Below are 19,634 nucleotides of genomic sequence, written 5' to 3'. Positions count from 1 at the left end.
CAACAACATAGCGCAAATTCTATTATGAATAAAATGATTTAATTCCATAGCAAAATATGAATATGATGCATAGTAAAAAAAGTATAGATATGAGTTCTTTTCATCGTATTGATATGAATTTATATCCTTTATTTATAGCGATTTATGAGCAACAAAGTATTTCTAAAGCAGCTCTGCTCATTTGCATTACACAATCTGCAGCAAGTCATGCTTTGCAACGACTTCGAACACATTTAAAAGACGATTTATTTGTGCGGACAGGCAGTAAAATGCTACCTACGCCTTTTGCTGAGCAAATTTATCCTGAGATCAAAGAAGCTTTGTTTAGTATTCAAAAAATATCCCACCAAAATCAAAAATTTGATTCAAGCCAATTACAGACTTTAAAAATCGCCGTACATGATGAAATTGAACCTTTGATTTTTCCTAAGCTTGTCGCCCACTTTCAGCAAAGCCATTTTAATATTCAATTTTCTAGTATTAAATTAGACCGTAAGAATATTGTGGCAGATCTAGCCTCACAACAAGTCGATTTTGTAATTGACTTAGAACAAAATTTTGGTGATAAAATTCAGTTTCATTGCTTACAACAGGATCATTTTGTTGCCTGCTCACAACAAAAAAGCATGAATAAAGATGAATATATATCGGCCGAACATATTGGTGTTTCTTCTCGACGTACAGGTACTTTAGTTGAAGATATTTTTTTGAACCGCAAAAGATTATCTCGTAATATTCGTTTACGTTGCCAGCATTATTCAACTGCTCTACAAATTTTAGAAATGCAGCCTCAAGCTGTTTTAACGATTCCACAAAATATTCTTTCGCATTTACAAATGCATGAATCTTTGAATGTTTTTAAAGTACCTGTTGAATTACCTTTAATGAGTCTAGGGATTTTTTGGCATAAAGATCTAGAAATGAATGCTCGGCACAATTTTTTACTTGATGAAATTTTTCAAATTTTTGCTTAGGCTATTTATTAGATGTTAGCACATATTTGCTTAGGCTATTTTAATATTTATCATGTGACAAGTAATTTGAATAAAGCGTTATTCGATATTGTGAGTATTTTCTAATCTATTGTTTTATTTGTTATTAGGTGAATAATTAAGCATTATGAATTGGCACTTTCATTTATAATTCAACTCAGTTTTAGCGCTGTTTTTCTTTATATTTGTAGTGCGTATATCTCCTATTTATGATGCTTTCTCAATTATCTTCAGGCTGGCTCATTGCTTTAGGCATGCTGCTTTGTCTTATTCTGCTGTATCTACTTCGTAAGCTTTCTCAGTTTCTCACAGAATTATTTAAGCCATTTAAAAAAGGTAAACGCTATTGGTGCCGTGTCGTACATGTGAGTGATGGTGATACCCTCACCTGCACGCGCTTTAACTTACGTCGCTCTGAAACTAAATTGCGTTTTGCCTATGTTGATGCACCTGAATCCAAACAAAGTTTTGGTAAAGAGTCACAGCAAATGGTTAAGAAAATGGTGTACCGCAAGCTAGTACGCGTTGAAATTACCGATGTTGACCGCTATGGCCGTTGTGTCGGATTTATCCGTCGATATGGTAAAAACATTAACCAAGAATTGGTTAAGCTCGGTGGCGCATGGGTATATGAAGAATATATTCGTAATCCAAGCCAAAAACAGCAATGGTTAGCACTGCAACAACAAGCGAAAAAACAGAAAAAAGGACTTTGGAAAAATCCCAATGCCATGCGCCCAAGCACTTATAGAAAGCAAAGTAAATAAAGCTCGGCTTTTTTAGCCCTCATCACTTTATCTATAGAATCTATAGACATTTTATTTCCTAAAATTTTCTTATTGAATTTAGAATGAATTCGTAAAGCTGTATGGTATCTTTTTCATGCAAACTTGAAGTTTTGATATTATTGCCATTAAAACGACTATCTACATAAAGCTATATAGCTGGATCTAACGCATTTTGAACTGTACTAGCATGGTCGCTATATACCGTTTTGACCTTGCATAGGCGCTTGTGACAACCACTCTTGCCCTGTGAGTAGATCACCGCCAGTTTCATTTTTATTGCCCTTGCGGATAGTTTTAAAGCTTATAGTGGTAAGACTATAAATTCCACGTTCTTTGAGATTGCTTTTCATTGTAGTGATTAAGTCGGCTTGAGGATTTAACAATTCTTCTGCCTCTGAACTCATTTTTACTGATGGGTAGCCAGATAAATCAAAAGGGACAGTATTTTTACTTTTTCGGTATTCTTTTCCATCATCTTGAATAAATCCATTGGCGATACAAACCCCTTTTTCTTTTGGGATACTGTTATTTGATCTAGTGCAAGGGCATTTAAAAATCTCGATTCACTGCCTTGTGAGATTGAACACTCCTAAAAATCTGCACGTTCACTACAGTTAATTTTAGATAAAACAGTCTTAATTTAAAGCTTGAATATTAAACTTGATCGGCGTAAAGTTTCATTAATTTAGTTACCCTAGTTAACCAAAATGAATTCCCATTTAGGTTTCCGCTCTTCTTTATTGCGTTCATCACGCATGATTTGTGACGAAATCAATACCCTTTTATTGCCCTACCAGCTGAATTATTCATTATGGCAAGTCATGTTTGTTATACATGAAAAACAAAGTTGTACATCCATAGACATTGCAACTTACCTTAATGTATCAAAACCGTCTATTACCAAACGCACGCTAATATTGAGCCAATTGGGTGTTCTTACACAACTAGAAACCCAAGACAAACGCCAAAAGAAATTAGCACTCAGTGATTCAGGCCTTGCACTTTATCAAAGCTGTGCTGCTGTCATCGATGAGTTTGAAGATAGCATGATTCAACAATTTGACCGTGAAGACATTTTACGTAGCACAGCAATGCTAAATATTCTGATTGATAAGCTCTCAACAAAAAACCTCGGGAAGTGATCATGCCTAATTCAGCCCCCTTATGGACCAAAAATTTTATTTTAGTGAGCGCTATTAACTTTCAATTGGTTCTCACTTTTTATCTGTTAGTCGTGGTTATTGTTGGTTATGCAGTTACAGAATTAGGTGCAAGTACAGCTCAAGCAGGTTTAGTCTCGGGCCTATTTATTGTAGGTACTTTAGTCGGACGCTTACTCGTTGGGCAGTTTTTAGAACGTTTTGGTCGAAAAATTACATTGCTAGTCGGTTTACTCGGCTTTTTACTATTTTCCTGCCTCTACTTTATTCGTTTTGACATTGGCATGTTACTTTTTGTACGCTTTATGCATGGTTTTATGATGGGGATTGCATCGTCCGTATTAGGAACAATCATAGCGCAAATATTGCCTGCTTCACGCCGTGGTGAAGGTATTGGTTATTACAGTATGAGCAGTACTTTAGGTACAGCTATTGGCCCCTTCCTTGCGATTTGGATGATGCTAAATATTGGTTATCATGCCATTTTTGTTGTTTCAAGCGTAATTGCTCTAAGCTGTTTAGTGGTTGCTTTATTTATTCAAGTCGCCAATATCATGCCTGCTAAAGTGTCTAAATTGAATGAAGCCCAAGCAATAGATAAGCAGCAGAATTTTATTTCTCGTTTTATTGAGCCTAAAGCCTTGCCCATTTCCATGATTATGCTTTTAGCATCTATCTGTTATTCAGGTGTACTATCTTTTATTAATTTTTATGCCAAGGAAATTAATTTAGTCGAAGCTGCATCTTTCTTCTTTTTAATGTATGCGATTGCTATTTTAATTTCACGTCCTATTACTGGTCCACTGATGGATCGTAAAGGTGCAAATGTAATTATGTATCCTGCATTTATGATTATGGGCGGTGCACTATTTATTTTAAGCATTGCGCACAGTGCATGGATGTTGCTCCTTTGTGCGGCTTTACTTGGCTTTGGTTATGGCAATATCCAATCCATTTGCCAAACCATTGCAGTAAAAAGTTGTAGTATTGAACGGATGGGGTTTGCAACCTCTACCTTCTTTATTTTCTTAGATGCTGGTTTGGGTTTTGGGCCGTACTTTCTTGGAAAATTACTCGATCACTTAGGCTATTCACAGCTCTATCTATATAGTGCTTATGCAGCCTTTGCCTGCATTGTGGCTTATTATTTTGTGTATGGTCGACATCAGCGTACTCAAGTTATTTCAGCTTAAATGATGTTTGTAATTGAGTTTTCCTATCGCTTATTAAACTTGAGGTATAAAAAAATCCCCCATTAATTGGGGGATTTTTTATCTAAATACAGTATTTGTGCCAAAGCCAGATTTATTGAAATACTTTAAAGCGTGTAGCATCATCAATATAGCCTTTATCTTTGGCTTCACCTTCAACAGAACCAAAAACGAGTTGCGCACGTAATTTCCAATGTGCAGGAATGCCCCACTCTGCATGAACTTGCTCATCTACAATAGGGTTGTAATGTTGCAAAGACGCTCCTAAACCTTCCGTATGTAAAGCTGTCCATACTGCAAATTGTGCAATTGCAGTAGAGTGTTCTGCCCAAATTGGGAAGTTTTCTGCATAAGATGGGAACTTCGCTTGTAAGCCTTCTACCGTCTCTACATCTTCAAAAAATAAAACTGTACCTATACCTGCTGCAAAGGTAGCCATTTTAGCGGTGGTTTTAGCCGCACTTTCTTCGTCTTTTGCATAGGCTTTTAAAGCATCTGCAACAAAGCCCCAAAATTTTTCGTGCTGTGCATTCAACAAAATCACTGCGCGTGAAGACTGAGAATTAAATGAAGACGGACTTTGCTTGATAGTGTTTTGAATCAAATCAGTTAAATATTCAGGTGTTTGCGCTACATTTTTGCCAATTGCATATATGGTGCGACGTTTTGTAATTAAATCTAAAAACTGATTTGACATCTATTTTTTCCTTTTGAACAGATTAGAAAGTGAAGTAAGCCGAGATTCATTGAAATGATATAAAAAGCTCAGCTGAACGGCATATTATTGGACCTAACATTATGCAAAAATAGTTCCATTTACTATCATGTTTTGCCAAAATTTTAACCAGTTGTTCAAATTTTTACGCATATTTTCTTATATTTAAATGTCTAAATCGGATATATACGTAAAAAAAGCCCCTTACGAATGGAGAGGCTTTTTAAAATTTGTCAAATTCCTTCAGTGCGTATCAACGCAAAATACAATACTTAGAAATTTGCTTGTAATACTTTTGCCGAAACTTTATTTTTCCACAAATCACGAAGTGTTGGTAGGTAGAATTTTTCGCCTAATTCTATGAGTTCAGCATCGATTAAACCGTGTACTTCATGCATAAACAGATAATCAAGCTCAACTGTCGACAACATTGGCTGTGATTTAGAGAAGTCTTTACGCTTTTGTTGTGCTTGTTTCACAAGGTTATCTGCATAGTTGCGGTCTTTGTATTGAGCAATCGCATTCAAGCGTAATTCAATTACACCCCAACCACTTAACAATAATTTAAAGGTTTCAAAATCAGCCGTAGTCGACTCCCAAGACATCTCTTCCAAGTTTTCATTTTCAGGCAATACAGGAAGCATAAGCTCCATAACACTTGGAAAAATTTTCTTGAAATTTAAAACAAATTTAACAGGGTGCTCACCAGGATAATCCTTAAATTGAACTTTCTTTTTTACATCTGTTAAATAAATATCAAACATTTAAACAACCTTTAATTAAAACACTGTTTTTTATATTTTATTTTTGAATTACACCATCAAATGTAAAACTTAAATAAAGCTCAAAACAGAAACAAGCCAGCATTTTATCAAGTATAGGGATTTATTCAATGCTCACTAGAATATTAAAGATACGTTGCTACCCCGTAACATATATGTACTCGTTAGCTAACTTAAGCATAGTTTAAAGTGCTTAAATGAGTTCTTCGAGCATTTTATATCTCAAGCTTTTTCTCTATTCTCTTTCTTCACAGAACTTAAGAAAATTTATCAGTGAAGTACCAATCATCCACTCAATTAAGCATATAAAAATAAGTAGGATATAAACCTGCTTATACATCTACTTTTATACCGCTATTTGTGGCCTGTTACTTTGGTTAATCTCTACAGACACATGCACAATTTCTTCATGTACAGACAGCGCTTGACGGACTTCATCTGCACTGATGTTTTGAGTACCTTGATTTAATGAAAGAATGCAAGAAAATTTGCCCCTCCCCACCTTCCATACATGAAGATCCGTAATCACAATTTGATGATCTAAATCTTCAATCACTTCTTGAATTTCTTGAACGACGGGATGCTCCATTTCAGCATCAAGCAAAGTTTTTCCTGTTTCACGAATGAGTCCCCAAGACCAATGAGCCACTAAACATGCACCGACAATTCCCAGTACCGCATCCAAAAAATCCCAACCAAAATACTTCGCGACAATCAATGCAATGACGGCCAAAACAGATGTTACTGCATCAGCTACAACATGTAAAAACGCTGCTTTTTGGTTTAAATCATGATGATGATACTCATCTTCAGCATGGTGATGATGTGCATGGCCGTGATCGTGCTCATGATGGTGATGGTTGTGCCCACTATCATGCAATAACCAAGCGCAGACAAAGTTAACCACTAAACCAATGACTGCAATAGATATCGCTTCGTTATAATGAATATTTACAGGATTAAAAATACGCTCTATAGATTGTGCGCCCATCAATAACGCAACTACCATGAGTAAAATTGCACTCGAATATCCCGCTAAAATTTCTATCTTCCATGTACCAAAACAAAAACGCTGATCTTGCGAATATTTACGCGCCATACGATATGCAAAGTAAGCCAACCCCAAAGCCAACATGTGTGAACTCATGTGCCAACCATCTGCCAGCAAAGCCATTGAATTAAAATACCAGCCACCAAAAACTTCAAAGACCATCATCACACCCGTCAGGATCGTGGCAATTAAAATTTTCTTTTGCGCTAAGGGGTTTCCCTCATCAAATTGATGAGTATGGTTACTTTTCACATTATTTAGATATTGCATTTTTTTGGCTACAAATATACTCCCCCATAGTATATTTAATTCAAAAATAATTTCTATCCCTCGTGATAATTTATAGATAAAAAATCGCTGATCATTCAGTTTCATGAGTGTCGAATGCAATGCATACCTAATGGGGTCGGATATTCAAAACTTGATTTATTAACTAGATTGAATTTAATTTTTTAGTCATTGAAACATTTCAATTTGGTTTGATGTAAAGACTCAATTCTCTATTTCGACTCTCTGTGGCTGCTTACAGACTTTGTTTAAAGTCTAATAAGTATGCCGAATAGATCAGATAGCACCACACCCTATATAGATGATGCTCATGACACATAGCACTCCAGACACACCATTTTTAAGATCAAAATACAAATGCCATCATTCCACTAAGGAAGAACGCCAAGCCTTGGAAAGATCTGTAAGCAAGGTCTATAGAGGAATGAGTTATTGAAAATAATCAAAGGGCAAACAATTTTTTCTAGTCAGGTGAATGAGATTCACGCGCCTGTCGCTGTATTGAATAAGCATACATAAATAGGTCACGCTCAAATTCTTACTTGGACTTAGCTCAACTAAGATTGCTGCGTCTTTCAAAGCTTTGTGTAACCAAGCCTTTTGGAACTGAGTAAAAATGATTTATGAAACAAATCTATTAAAAAAAGAATTTATATATTTTCATCAAAAATATTGAATAGTTAAATAAATTTTATAAATGCATTTAAAGTCAATTGATTAATTTTAATCAATAGAAAGCCTTTCTTAAAAAACCAAATTCCTTGCGCGAATTGACAATTTTAGCTGTTTAATATGCTAAGAATCACTTAAATATTAATTGGATAATACTCTCGTATTACAGAGAAATGACTTTTTTCATTTCACATTTAATTTTATAAATCATAGAGGGTATGTATCATGAAACTTAACAAACTAATTCTTGTTGCTTCTTTATCTTTAGCGCTTCCTGTGGCGGCTTTAGCTGCACCAACAGTGACTTTCCAAGGTGAAGTAACTGATCAAACGTGTAAAGCATCTATTAATGGTCAGACTGATTCTACTGTTTTATTACCTACAGTACCATCTGCTGAATTATCAGCTGCAGGTATGAAAACAGGCTTAACACCTTTTTCAATCAGTGTTGAAGACTGCCAAGTTGACACAGCAGACGTTGAAATTGCCACTAAATTCTTAGGCCATAACGTGACTGCTACAGGCAACTTAGGAAACATTGCAGAAGCAAATGCAGCGCAAAACGTTTCTATTCAGCTAACAACTGATGCTGCAGGCCAAACACCAGTAGAACTTAACGGCGTAACCGCAGTAAATGGTCTAGTTTTAAACGCTGGTGAAACATCTGCAACACATCAGTTCGGCGCGCAATACTATGCTGAAGATGCAGCAACAGCGGGTGCTGTAACAGCAGTAGCTGAGTACACTTTAAGCTACAACTAAGAATAATAAAAAGAAAAAGGCTTAAAGCCAAAATTCACTAGCCAATCCTTACGCTGCTATTGCTTTTACTTCAGTAGCAGCGTTTTTTTCATCAGCACGAGTAAGCATTCATGAAGTCTAAAAACAACGTATTATTCTCCATCAGCGCTTTGGCGCTTAGCTTTTCAGTCCTCTTCAGTGCAACAGCCCAAGCGTCTGTTGTCATGACAGGAACTCGTGTCATTTTTCCCGCTGGGCAAAATGAAAAAACTGTACATTTGCAAAATAAAGACAGTAATCCAAATATCGTTCAGGTTTGGCTGGACAATGGTGATGAGTCTTCGACACCCGATACTGCAAATGCGCCTATTATGGCAAGTCCGCAAATTTTCAAAACTGCGCCTAATCAAGGGCAAATGGTTCGCCTAATTTTTACTGAAGATAAATCTGCTTTACCGCAAGATCGGGAAAGTATCTTTTATATGAATTTTTCTGAAATTCCTGCGACTAAAAGTACAGATGCTGACAAAAATAAATTAATGGTGGTCTTTAAAAACCGCGTCAAGGTGTTGTACAGACCAGAACGCTTAGCTTATCCATCACATGAGATGGGCAAGCATATTCAGTATCAATGGGTTGGAAACGGTGCAAATTCTAAAATTCAGTTGCATAACAACAGTCCTTATTATGCAAGCTTTGCTGACCTAAGTATTACTAGCGCTGGCAAAAGCACAGTGATCCAAAAAAATAAAATGATTGCACCCTTCAGTTCTGCTGAATGGCCTGTATTTATGCAAAACATTAACACAGCGAATGCAAAAATAAGTCTGAATTTAATTAATGACTATGGCATTGCGGTCGCAAATGAATTAAGTCCTAAACAGGAGTAATGCCACCATGCGTTCAATGCCATGCGTTTATTCAAATTTCTTGCCTCAGCTTCCTATTCTGCTCGGTCTTGTCAGCGTTGTTCCTGTACTTAGCTATGCGAATACCACAACAACTATACCTGCATCCCTACAGACAGAAACTCAGGCTTCCACGCAACAACAAGATGAGCTGATTTTCGACAGCGCATTTTTCCGTGGCTCAAAAATGAATCAAAAAGCATTGCAACGCTTAAGTGAAGGCAGTGACATCACTCCCGGCATTTATAAAGCTGATATCTATGTGAATAATCAGTTCATCGAAAATGCCAGCGTACGCTTTATTGAAACTGATGCACATCAGGTACAGCCGTGTTTTCGAATTGAGCAACTCCAAAATGCTTCTATTTTAACTCAGAATGCACCAGCTGACCGTTGCGGTACGCTTGAGAGCTTAGTCGGCGCTGGTAGTAGCCAATTCGATTTAGCACGCCTGCGCCTAGATTTAAGTATTCCACAAAGTTTAATCAAGCAAATACCACGTGGCTATGTGCCACCTGCCCAACTTAACAGTGGTGAAAGCATTGGATTCGTTAACTATTATGCCAATTACTATCACAATAATTTTGACAGCCTTGGCCAAAGCTATCAAAAAGATTCTGCTTATGTATCACTCAATGGTGGCGTGAACTTTGGCAACTGGCAATTTCGCCAGCAATCCAGCCTAAGTAGCAACGATGCTCATACCGAATGGAATAACATTCGTAGTTATGTCAAACGCCCAATTGCATCTATTCAAAGTGAATTTTCTGCAGGACAGCTGACATCTTCAGGTCGCTTTTTTTCAGGCCTCAGCTATAACGGTGTAAACCTCAGCACAGATGACCGTATGCTACCTGACTCTATGCGTGGCTACGCGCCTGTAGTTCAAGGCACGGCCAAAACTACCGCCAAAGTTTCTATTTTTCAAAATGGTCGTGAACTGTATCAAACTACGGTAGCACCTGGCCCATTTAGAATTTCGGATCTATACCCAACTAGCTATAACGGCGATTTGAATGTGGTGGTTACTGAAGCTGATGGTAGTCGCTCTGAATTCCGTATTCCCTTTTCAGCTGTACCCGAATCCGTTCGTCAGGGTGCGTTTAAATATAATATTGATATCGGTCGTACCCGTGGTATTGGGGAAGATACAGATTTTACCAATATCACTACACAATATGGCTTAAATAATGCGATTACGCTCAACAATGGTCTGCGTATCGCTGAAGGCTATCAAGCAGCAATGCTCGGCACTGCCTATACCAATCAGCTAGGCGCTTTTGGTACAGAAATGACATATTCGCACGCCAAAGTTCCCAACGAAGGTAATGTTCAAGGTTGGATGTTCGGTGCAAACTACAGCAAAACTTTTCAGTCGACAGATACAACTGTCGCTTTAGCGGGTTACCGTTTTTCAACTGAAGGCTACCGAGACTTATCTGACGTTATTGCACTACGTGATTCTGTTCATGATGGCAGTTCATATCAGTCTGCAACCTACAAAGAACAATCCCGCGCAACAGTAATGCTAAATCAGTCTTTTGGGGATTTAGGCATGGTGTATGTATCGGGCTCAGCATCTAGCTACCGTGATGACAAACCAGATGATTACCAATTTCAGCTCGGCTATGGCAAAACTTTCAACAATGGTGTGAGCCTGAATCTCTCAGCATCACGCCAAAAAACAGCTGCCCTAAATTATGCTGACACTGCAATTGGGAAGTTCAACAAGGACTTTAAAAACGACAATGAAACAACATTTGGACTTTCTGTCAGCATACCACTACAAAAAACCAAATTCGCACGCGACCTGCTACTAAACTATAACGGTAGCTCAGATCAAAATAGCTATCAAGCGAGCCTACAAGGCGATATTGAAGCCGTTAAAGACTTAAGTTATAGCGTAGGTGTCAGCTATGATGACCAATCCAATGTCAATGTATGGAATGCTGGCCTAAATAAACGTTTCAACTATGCGAGCACAGCACTTACAGCCTCTAAAGGTGACCAATACTGGCAAGCTTCTGCCAACATTCAAGGTGCTTTGGCGATTCATAGTGGCGGTCTAACTTTTGGACCATATTTAAGTGAAACATTTGCGCTGATTGAAGCTAAAGATGCTCATGGTGCTCATGTATTAAATGCGCAAGGTACCAAAATTAACAAATCAGGTTTTGCACTGGTTCCTGCCCTAACCCCTTATCGTTACAACACTATTGCACTGAACCCTGAAGGCATGTCGGCAAAAACAGAATTGCAAGTAGGTGACGCAAAAATTGCGCCATACGCTGGCGCTGCAGTCAAAGTTAATTTTTCGACTCGTCAGGGCCATGCCATGCTCATCCAAAGCAAATTAGAAAATGGTATTGCTATTCCTTTAGGTGCAGAAGTCATGAATACTGAAAACGAAAGCATTGGTATTGCAGGACAAAACGGACAGATTTATTTAAGAGCGACTAATACTACTGGAAAAGTCTATGTAAGTTGGGGCGATGAAGCCGAAGATCGCTGTTCTATTGACTATCAAATTCCTCAAGATCAAATAAATGAACCGCTTGTACGTTTAAATGAAATTTGCAAAATTGAGAACTAAAATATGAAACAGCTATTCAAATTATTCCTACTGCTGATATCTATCATTGTAGCAACAGCATCACATGCGCGATGCGAGCGAACCTACACAGCGCTGAATGCGTCGGATTCTTATGCAACACCTTTAAATTTTGGCGCCTTAAATTTAAGTTCAGCTTATCTTCAGCCTGTAGGTACAGTACTCGGTCATACGGTTGTGCCACCTTCACATCGCGGTATTGCACCCTCTACAGTCATTTGGACTTGTGACGAGGCAGATTTAGCAAATGCCTATTTTTTGGTGGCAACCAATGGCGATGAACCTTTTGGTGGCCACGTCGAAGTTGGTGTAGCTGATGGTTTAGCTGGTGTTTATGCAACATGGTGGCAATATGTTGGCTTAAAACAATCTATGGATAACGTCGTATTTTCACGTTATTGGAAACGCTTGGATATCAAAAACTACAATTTGGTCAATGGCAGAGCAGAAATACGCTTAATGGATATTCCACCCTTGGAGGCCACTTTATATAAAGTGAGCTCATTGCCTTATTATAGTCGTGGTTCATTTTGTAATACCAACATGATTAAAAGCGGAACTTATCAACGTGGTCTACTGTCAAATTCGACGGCTTCATATACATCCTGCAATCAGCCGAGTGCGTATATCCAGCTCGGTGGTAACAGCAATGTCACCTTTTATGGCTGGACACCAGATAAAGAAGGTGCAGATTCCAATAGTAGCTTTAACTTCTGGGCTGGTTTCGGTATTGGTTATGGTCTAAATACAAGCTCATCGACCTTAACTCAAGCTCAAACTTGTGTAGCGCGTAATGCAACACCAACCGTCAACTTTCCATCTATTGCAGCGGCACAACTCCGAAGTGGTGCAACAGCCGAAGCTCAATTTAATGTAGAAATTGAATGTAGTAATACGGCAGTTTCAGGCACTGCAACGGACCAAGTCGCTATTGGCTTTCAACCATCAAATTCAGCCTATGTAAATGCACAAAATTTAAACTTGACCAATGCTAATGGCTCTAGTAATTATTTAATTTCAGATGATTATACAAATACTCAATCTGCTAAAGGCGTAGGTATTAAATTGCAAAATGCCAATACACAGACTGATATGCTTTTTTTAAATCAATATGCTATCAGTGGCGGTGGTCAATCTGCAGGTTGGTATCCAGTTTTAGATGGTAATCCATCTCAAACAGGTTCACAGCAAGCGGGCTATACCAGCTATATGCAGCAATACCGAGCTATTTTGCAAAAGTTGCCCAATGAAGATCCAAAACCAGGAAAAGTCAAAGCATCCGCAACTGTAGTGGTGAAAGTCCAATGAATAAATTCATTCAATTTTCTATGATATTTATCCCTGCGCTTTGTTGCGCGGGGATTTCTCATGCTGGTTTACTGGCATCTGCAACCCGCGTGATTTACCAACAAAATAGTAATGAAAAAAGTCTGATATTGGCGAATACCAATAGCTACCCTGTTTTGACACAGATATGGGTGGATGATGGACACACTGGGCCAGAATTTCAAAATTCGCCATTTGCAGTACTTCCGCCCGTATTTAAATTATCGGCTAAGGAAAATAAAGGCATCCGCATTATTTATAACGGTATGACACTTCCAGCAGATCGTGAGTCACTGTATTGGCTGAATTTATACGAAATTCCTGCTGTTAAAAAAGATAATCCAGCAAATGAATATTTGAATCTGGCCATGAACACCCAAATGAAGATTTTCTATCGACCTGAGGGTTTAAAAGACTACAACGTAGATGAACTGCAACAACAAGTGCAACAAACACTCATTCACAATGAAAAAGCTTTAAAATTAGAACTAAAAAATCCGACACCGTATTATTTAAACTTTACCAATTTAAGCATTTCTAATGATCAGGCTGTTTCTAAAATTGCTCATGAAGAAGATAACATTTTAGCGCCATTTTCAACCAAAGCTTATACACTACAAAATTTACATTACCCTGAATCACCTACCAATATTTTGAAATATCAGTTAATTGATGATTCAGGAAATTCTCATCACTATTCAACCATTCTCAAATAGCTCAAGTTTTATTTTTGATTATGCAGGTCACGCCAGCGCATTGGGCTATGGCCTGTCCATGTTTTAAATCCGCGATTGAATGACGTCTGTTCTTGATAGCCCAACAGATTTGAAATCTCAATAATGCTTTTATCACTCTGACTCAAATATTCTTGAGCTAAATTCAAACGTACATTGTTGAGTAAATCTTGAAATGTGACGCCTTGCTCTTTGAGCATACTTTGCAATGAACGTGAGCTCAGATTTAAATATTCCGCAACAGTACCAATCTTTGGATCTTGAAGATTAATTGATTTTATAATTGCCTGATTCACATTTTCTAAAAATGTTGAATTTTTGGGCATTTTCTTCATCATTTCTTCTGCCTGCTTTTTGAGTAACTCAAATAAAACAGGATCTTCACTACTAAGTGGCATTTCAATCACATGTTTACATATATGAAATGAAGTGAGTTCAGCATCAAAAATAACAGGACAACCAAAATATTCTTCGTATTTACGCGTATTTTTAGGTTTTGGGATCGCTAAAGTCACGCGATTAAACACGTTCGTGTTTTCCCCCGTAATTTGCTTCACTCTTTGAAAAATAATGCCTACTTGAAGTTCTTCAGAAATTGCTGTTTCACGCACAAAAATATTGGCACGGTAATAAGCAGGTTTGCCCCAAGAAATAATAATTTCATCATCTGAGAAATAAACCTCTTTATACATATAGTCATACCAAATCGAAATATACTGAATTGGCATGCCAATATAACTAGATAGGTTTTTACATGAAGTTGCAAGATAAGCGCTAATACCTATATAGCTGGCATTACTTAATGATGCGATATCTAAACCTAAACCATCTTGTTTATATTGTTGATCTACATACTTTAGTTTTTTAAACCATCTGTTTAATGGTATTCGATCATCAATATGATAAATATGTTTTACTGGAGATCTTAAATGATTTTTCTCACAAAAAAAATCTAACAAGTGTGCCATACCGCTACCCACACTTTTGGTTTTTAGAAATGATTTCATTCATTTCCCCCTGAATTTCATTACAAGCATTGCTCTAAGATTTTTAATTGATAAAAATCCTTCTGGCGTCAAGCTCCACATAAACCCTTAATTATTTTATGGATTTATGAAGCGATATTTTGACTAATGAAACTATTATAATAAAAAACAGATTATTATTAAATAAATTTAATAAAATTAAACAATTAAGTAATTTTTATTTACTTTTCTCTCTTGCTTTTTCTGTATAATTTTTCTCTATTTCAACTTACTAAAGTTGCAATTTTTGTATACAAATTAACCTTATATTTGCATTATTTTTCATCTATATTTTTACCACTTATCGAAAAAATCACGCATCTTAACGACCTGAAACTCAATAATTTTTTATTCCACTTTTCACGAAATAGCTAATTCACGCAACTTATAGATAGATTATAGAAATTTAATAGCAAAAAAAATGGACGTGAAAAACTCTTAAATTAATAAAAATTTAAGATAAAAATACACTAATTTGTATTCTTAAAACCACTTAAAATAATAATAAATATATTACATTTAATACCAATTAAATATATGAATTAATAAAAATTAAATAATTTTTTAATCAAAAAAATATCAAAAGTTCAATTTATTCTCTATATATCTATATTATTTCACCAACATAATAATCATATTCTAATGATTTTAAATAAAATATTTATTTTATTGTGAAAGATTATATTTCACCTTTCCCGACACAGATAAAGCTATCACTTTAGTCTTTGATTAGGCTTCTGTTGAGGAAAACATTTATACAGAGTAAGCAATATTATTTGGGTATTTTTACCAAATAATTTAAATTATGACTGAATGAGCTACTTTAAATTTGCAACAAATAGTATAAAGATAATAAATTCAAAAATCTTATTTTTATAAAACCTTAGAATTCTATAACTATAAGTTTTATCCCCATAATCTGCTTATCTAATTTTAATATCTCCACTAGGGGTTGTTATATATACTGTATCAGCAATACCAATCCATGCATCATACATTATATTTGATGATTTTTTGTATGCAATAAGTACATTAAAGTTTTCGTAAAATGACATCCTCAATCCCAAAATATTTTCATCACTTTTCTTTGAAATTTGATAAAAAAACACCTTTGGATTTCGTCCAAATATATCTTCTCCTTCAACTTCTTTAGTTATTTTTTCAACTATAAATTGGTTGAATTTTTTTGAATTTTCATCATTGTAAAGTAATGATTCAAAATATACTTTTATTTCCCCATCAAAATTCTGCTTAAAGTGATGCCTGTAAAGCCCATAAGCAATTGTTTCAAATATATCAGATAATCTCTTTAAATCTGGAGTACCAAAAATAATACTATTGTGATGATCTATTTTTATCTCTTTCAGCTTCCCTTTGTTTATAAATAGTTCCCTGATTTGCTTACCAGCACTCCTTACCAAAGTTCTAGAAACCTTACCTCTAAGATGTTGAGAACCTATTTCATTATTAAAAAAATAAGATGCCAAAAAAACTAATAGAAATTCATCTTCACCAGATTTAGAATTATTATGCTTTCTACAAGATGGTACTTTGATTAAGTTTTTCCTTAAATCTTGACCAATATCTTTAATTTCAGGAAAAATACACTTTGGTGGAACATGCTCACTCGTATTTCCAATCCCACTGCACATATAGCATTGTTCTATAATTAAGTGCTTCATTACTACTCCAATTATTCTATAATATGAAATATACTTTTTATAATTAACTCTAGATCAAGTTGATCAAACATCAAATTTTTATACATATATTATGATTTTGTACATAAATCCTATTATATTCTTAAAAAAAATAAGGGCTGATTACTCAGCCCTTACTTTTGACTCAATTTAATTTATTTCTCAATAAATTAGCTTAGTTGAGCAGCAGCAATTTTCTTAGTATCAACGTCTTTAGAAGCGTCAGTGTACGCTTCCATTTTGTCAAAGCTTAAGTATTGGTAGATGTCAGCAGACATACTATCAATTTGAGCAGCATATTCTTGGTACTCAGCTGGAGTTGGTAATTTACCAAGTACAGCAGCAACAGAAGCAAGCTCAGCAGAAGCTAAGTAAACGTTAGCACCTTGACCTAGACGGTTCGGGAAGTTACGAGTAGAAGTCGAAACACAAGTTGTGTTCGGAGCTACACGTGCTTGGTTACCCATACATAATGAACAACCTGGCATTTCTGTACGAGCGCCAGCTTTACCATAGATGTTATAGAAACCTTCGTCCATTAATTGACGTTCGTCCATACGAGTTGGAGGAGCCAACCATAGACGAGTAGATAAAGAACCACCAGGAACTTTGTCTAAAAGTTTACCAGCTGCACGGAAGTGACCGATGTTAGTCATACATGAACCAACGAATACTTCGTCAATTTTCACGCCTTGAACGTCAGATAACAATTTCGCGTCATCTGGGTCATTTGGACAGCAAAGAACTGGCTCAGTGATTGTTGCAAGGTCGATTTCATACACTTTAGTGTATTCAGCGTCAGCATCAGCTTTAAGAAGTGATGGGTTAGCCAACCATTTTTCCATGTTTTCAACACGGCGCGCCATAGTACGAGCATCGCCATAACCTTCAGAAATCATCCATTTCAACATTGTAATGTTTGATTTAAGGTATTCAGCAACTTTCTCTTCAGAAAGAGTAATCGCACAACCAGCAGCAGAACGTTCAGCAGAAGCGTCAGAAAGTTCGAATGCTTGTTCAACAGTAAGGTCAGTTTCCATTTCTGTTAAGTCGATTTCTAGAATACGACCAGAGAAGATGTTTTTCTTACCTTTCTTCTCTACAGTTAAGTCGCCTTCTTGGATCGCTACATAAGGAATCGCATGTACTAGGTCACGTAGAGTGATACCAGGTTGCATTTTACCTTTGAATTTCACAAGAACAGATTCAGGCATGTCTAATGGCATAACACCAGTTGCCGCAGCGAATGCTACAAGACCAGAACCCGCTGGGAATGAAATACCAATTGGGAAACGAGTATGTGAGTCACCACCAGTACCTACAGTATCTGGAAGAAGCATACGGTTTAACCAAGAGTGAATAATACCGTCACCTGGGCGTAAAGACACACCACCACGGTTCATGATGAAATCAGGAAGCGTGTGTTGCATTTGAACGTCAACTGGTTTTGGATACGCAGCTGTGTGACAGAAAGATTGCATTACTAGGTCCGCAGAGAAACCTAAGCAAGCTAAGTCTTTAAGTTCGTCACGAGTCATCGGACCAGTTGTATCTTGAGAACCAACAGTCGTCATTTTAGGTTCGCAGTAAGTACCTGGACGAACACCTTGGCCTTCAGGAAGACCACAAGCACGACCTACCATTTTCTGAGCTAAAGAGAAGCCTTTGCCAGAGTTTTCAGGTTGTACTGGAGTACGGAACAATTCAGATGGAGCAAGACCTAGAGCTTCACGCGCTTTAGTAGTCAAACCACGACCAACGATTAAGTTGATACGACCACCAGCACGTACTTCGTCTAGAAGAACTGGAGTTTTAAGTTCAGATTCAGCGATTTGCGCGCCATCTTTGAACGCAGTAACTTTAGCAGCAGCGTGATCGATCTTAAGAACGATTTCGTCGCCCATGTTCATGTTCGCAACGTCGATTTCAACTGGTAATGCACCAGCATCTTCCATTGTGTTGAAGAAAATCGGAGCGATTTTAGAACCTAAGCAGTAACCACCGTCTTTTTTGTTCGGGATGTGAGCAATTTCGTCACCGAAGAACCAAAGTACAGAGTTAGTTGCAGATTTACGAGAAGAACCAGTACCAACAACGTCACCAACATAAGCAACTTGGTTGCCTTTCGCAACAAGTTCTTTAATTTGGTTTAATGGACCAACTTCACCTGGTTTTTCAGGGTTAATACCATCACGTTCGTTTTTCAACATTGCATTTGCGTGCAATGGAATATCTGGACGGCTCCAAGCGTCTTGTGCAGGTGACAAGTCGTCTGTGTTTGTTTCGCCAGTTACTTTGAAAACTGTAAGTTTGATTTCTTCAGGAACGTCTTTACGGCTAGTGAACCATTCAGCGTCAGCCCAAGATTGCATAACTGCTTGTGCATTTGCATTACCCGCTTTTGCTTTATCAGCAACGTCATGGAACGCATCAAATACAAGAAGAGTTTTCTTAAGTGCATCCGCTGCAAGTTCTGCAAGCTCTGCATCATCAAGAAGAGCAACTAAAGGAGCAACGTTATAACCACCAAGCATAGTACCTAGTAGGTAAACCGCACGTTCTTTAGTTACAAGTGGAGAAGTCGCTTCACCTTTAGCCAAAGCAGCTAAAAAAGCAGCCTTAACGTAAGCAGCTTGGTCAACACCTGCAGGAACACGATTTTCAAGCAAATCAACTAAGAATGCTTCTTCGCCCGCTGGTGGATTTTTTAATAATTCAACTAATGCAGCTGTTTGAGCGTCATCAAGTGGCTTCGGTGGGACTCCGAGTGCGGCACGTTCTTCAACGTGTTGGCGGTAAGCTTCTAGCACGGTGTTATTCCTCTTTTTTAAAAAATTACTCGCGAATTCCTGCTTTGTATAAAGCTTCACAAGCAATATGGACTTCTAAATTTTACTAAAATTCCAGTTAAAAGTTAATGCAACTAAAGT

16 protein-coding genes are annotated in these 19,634 nt (G+C 37.0%); 9 read left to right on the top strand and 7 right to left on the bottom strand.

Translation table 11 applies throughout. The features are described from left to right. Positions 1-56 precede the first annotated feature (56 nt). Both D9K81_RS04615 and D9K81_RS04610 read left to right on the top strand, forming a co-directional pair. On the top strand, positions 57-974 hold the full coding sequence (locus tag D9K81_RS04615) for a LysR family transcriptional regulator (protein WP_120374005.1): 918 nt from the start codon (positions 57-59) through the stop codon (positions 972-974). A gap of 230 nt (positions 975-1,204) precedes the next feature. After that, a complete protein-coding gene (locus tag D9K81_RS04610; RefSeq protein WP_120374168.1) occupies positions 1,205-1,759 on the top strand; it encodes a thermonuclease family protein in 555 nt (184 codons plus the stop codon). Between the two features lie 215 nt (positions 1,760-1,974). Here the strand turns inward: D9K81_RS04610 and D9K81_RS18390 are convergent, their stop codons facing one another. After that, positions 1,975-2,301, bottom strand: coding sequence for a T6SS immunity protein Tli4 family protein (locus D9K81_RS18390; RefSeq protein WP_228199820.1), 327 nt, complete (start codon positions 2,299-2,301; stop codon positions 1,975-1,977). 186 nt (positions 2,302-2,487) lie between these two features. Between D9K81_RS18390 and D9K81_RS04600 the strand changes: the two genes are divergently transcribed. Together D9K81_RS04600 and D9K81_RS04595 are read left to right on the top strand one after the other, a co-directional pair. Next, positions 2,488-2,922, top strand: coding sequence for a MarR family transcriptional regulator (locus D9K81_RS04600; RefSeq protein WP_171406872.1), 435 nt, complete (start codon positions 2,488-2,490; stop codon positions 2,920-2,922). A gap of 2 nt (positions 2,923-2,924) precedes the next feature. Next, positions 2,925-4,133 (top strand): MFS transporter, encoded by a 1,209-nt coding sequence (locus D9K81_RS04595; protein ID WP_120374003.1) that lies wholly within the window; start codon positions 2,925-2,927, stop codon positions 4,131-4,133. A gap of 112 nt (positions 4,134-4,245) precedes the next feature. On the opposite strand, the gene D9K81_RS04590 is transcribed toward D9K81_RS04595, so the two are convergent. The 3 genes from D9K81_RS04590 to dmeF all read right to left on the bottom strand — a co-directional run bounded on the left by D9K81_RS04590 (position 4,246) and on the right by dmeF (position 6,969). After that, the gene (locus D9K81_RS04590; RefSeq protein ID WP_120374002.1) at positions 4,246-4,848 is read right to left on the bottom strand and encodes a nitroreductase family protein; all 603 of its coding nucleotides are present in this window, start codon (positions 4,846-4,848) and stop codon (positions 4,246-4,248) included. 290 nt (positions 4,849-5,138) lie between these two features. Then, complete coding sequence (locus D9K81_RS04585; protein WP_120374001.1) at positions 5,139-5,630, bottom strand: hypothetical protein; 492 nt, start codon at positions 5,628-5,630, stop codon at positions 5,139-5,141. 364 nt (positions 5,631-5,994) lie between these two features. Beyond that, positions 5,995-6,969, bottom strand: a complete 975-nt coding sequence (gene dmeF / locus D9K81_RS04580) for a CDF family Co(II)/Ni(II) efflux transporter DmeF (protein WP_120374166.1) — start codon at positions 6,967-6,969, stop codon at positions 5,995-5,997. A gap of 915 nt (positions 6,970-7,884) precedes the next feature. Between dmeF and D9K81_RS04575 the strand changes: the two genes are divergently transcribed. The 5 genes from D9K81_RS04575 (at position 7,885) to D9K81_RS04555 (ending at position 13,961) form a co-directional block, all read left to right on the top strand. Next, positions 7,885-8,421 (top strand): fimbrial protein, encoded by a 537-nt coding sequence (locus D9K81_RS04575; protein WP_120374000.1) that lies wholly within the window; start codon positions 7,885-7,887, stop codon positions 8,419-8,421. A gap of 110 nt (positions 8,422-8,531) precedes the next feature. Then, positions 8,532-9,290, top strand: coding sequence for a fimbrial biogenesis chaperone (locus D9K81_RS04570; protein WP_120373999.1), 759 nt, complete (start codon positions 8,532-8,534; stop codon positions 9,288-9,290). Between the two features lie 7 nt (positions 9,291-9,297). Next, entirely contained in the window at positions 9,298-11,901 is a 2,604-nt protein-coding gene (locus D9K81_RS04565; RefSeq protein ID WP_120373998.1) for a fimbria/pilus outer membrane usher protein, read from the top strand. Between the two features lie 3 nt (positions 11,902-11,904). Then, entirely contained in the window at positions 11,905-13,227 is a 1,323-nt protein-coding gene (locus tag D9K81_RS04560; protein WP_120373997.1) for a fimbrial protein, read from the top strand. Beyond that, positions 13,224-13,961, top strand: coding sequence for a fimbrial biogenesis chaperone (locus D9K81_RS04555; protein ID WP_120373996.1), 738 nt, complete (start codon positions 13,224-13,226; stop codon positions 13,959-13,961). The genes D9K81_RS04560 and D9K81_RS04555 overlap by 4 nt, the downstream gene beginning before the upstream one ends. 8 nt (positions 13,962-13,969) lie before the next feature. Here the strand turns inward: D9K81_RS04555 and D9K81_RS04550 are convergent, their stop codons facing one another. The 3 genes from D9K81_RS04550 to D9K81_RS04540 all read right to left on the bottom strand — a co-directional run bounded on the left by D9K81_RS04550 (position 13,970) and on the right by D9K81_RS04540 (position 19,514). Then, positions 13,970-14,986 carry a helix-turn-helix domain-containing protein gene (locus D9K81_RS04550; RefSeq protein WP_121523134.1) on the bottom strand — a complete coding sequence of 339 codons (1,017 nt, stop codon included), beginning with the start codon at positions 14,984-14,986 and terminating at the stop codon, positions 13,970-13,972. A 941-nt stretch (positions 14,987-15,927) separates the two neighbouring features. Continuing rightward, the gene (locus D9K81_RS04545) at positions 15,928-16,686 is read right to left on the bottom strand and encodes a hypothetical protein (RefSeq protein ID WP_120373994.1); all 759 of its coding nucleotides are present in this window, start codon (positions 16,684-16,686) and stop codon (positions 15,928-15,930) included. A 188-nt stretch (positions 16,687-16,874) separates the two neighbouring features. Beyond that, complete coding sequence (locus D9K81_RS04540) at positions 16,875-19,514, bottom strand: bifunctional aconitate hydratase 2/2-methylisocitrate dehydratase (protein ID WP_120373993.1); 2,640 nt, start codon at positions 19,512-19,514, stop codon at positions 16,875-16,877. Positions 19,515-19,634 lie beyond the last annotated feature (120 nt).

Source organism: Acinetobacter chengduensis, assembly GCF_003664645.1.
GTDB lineage: Bacteria > Pseudomonadota > Gammaproteobacteria > Pseudomonadales > Moraxellaceae > Acinetobacter > Acinetobacter chengduensis.
Note: the sequence above shows the minus strand (reverse complement) of the source record. Positions and strands in the feature narration are given on the sequence as shown.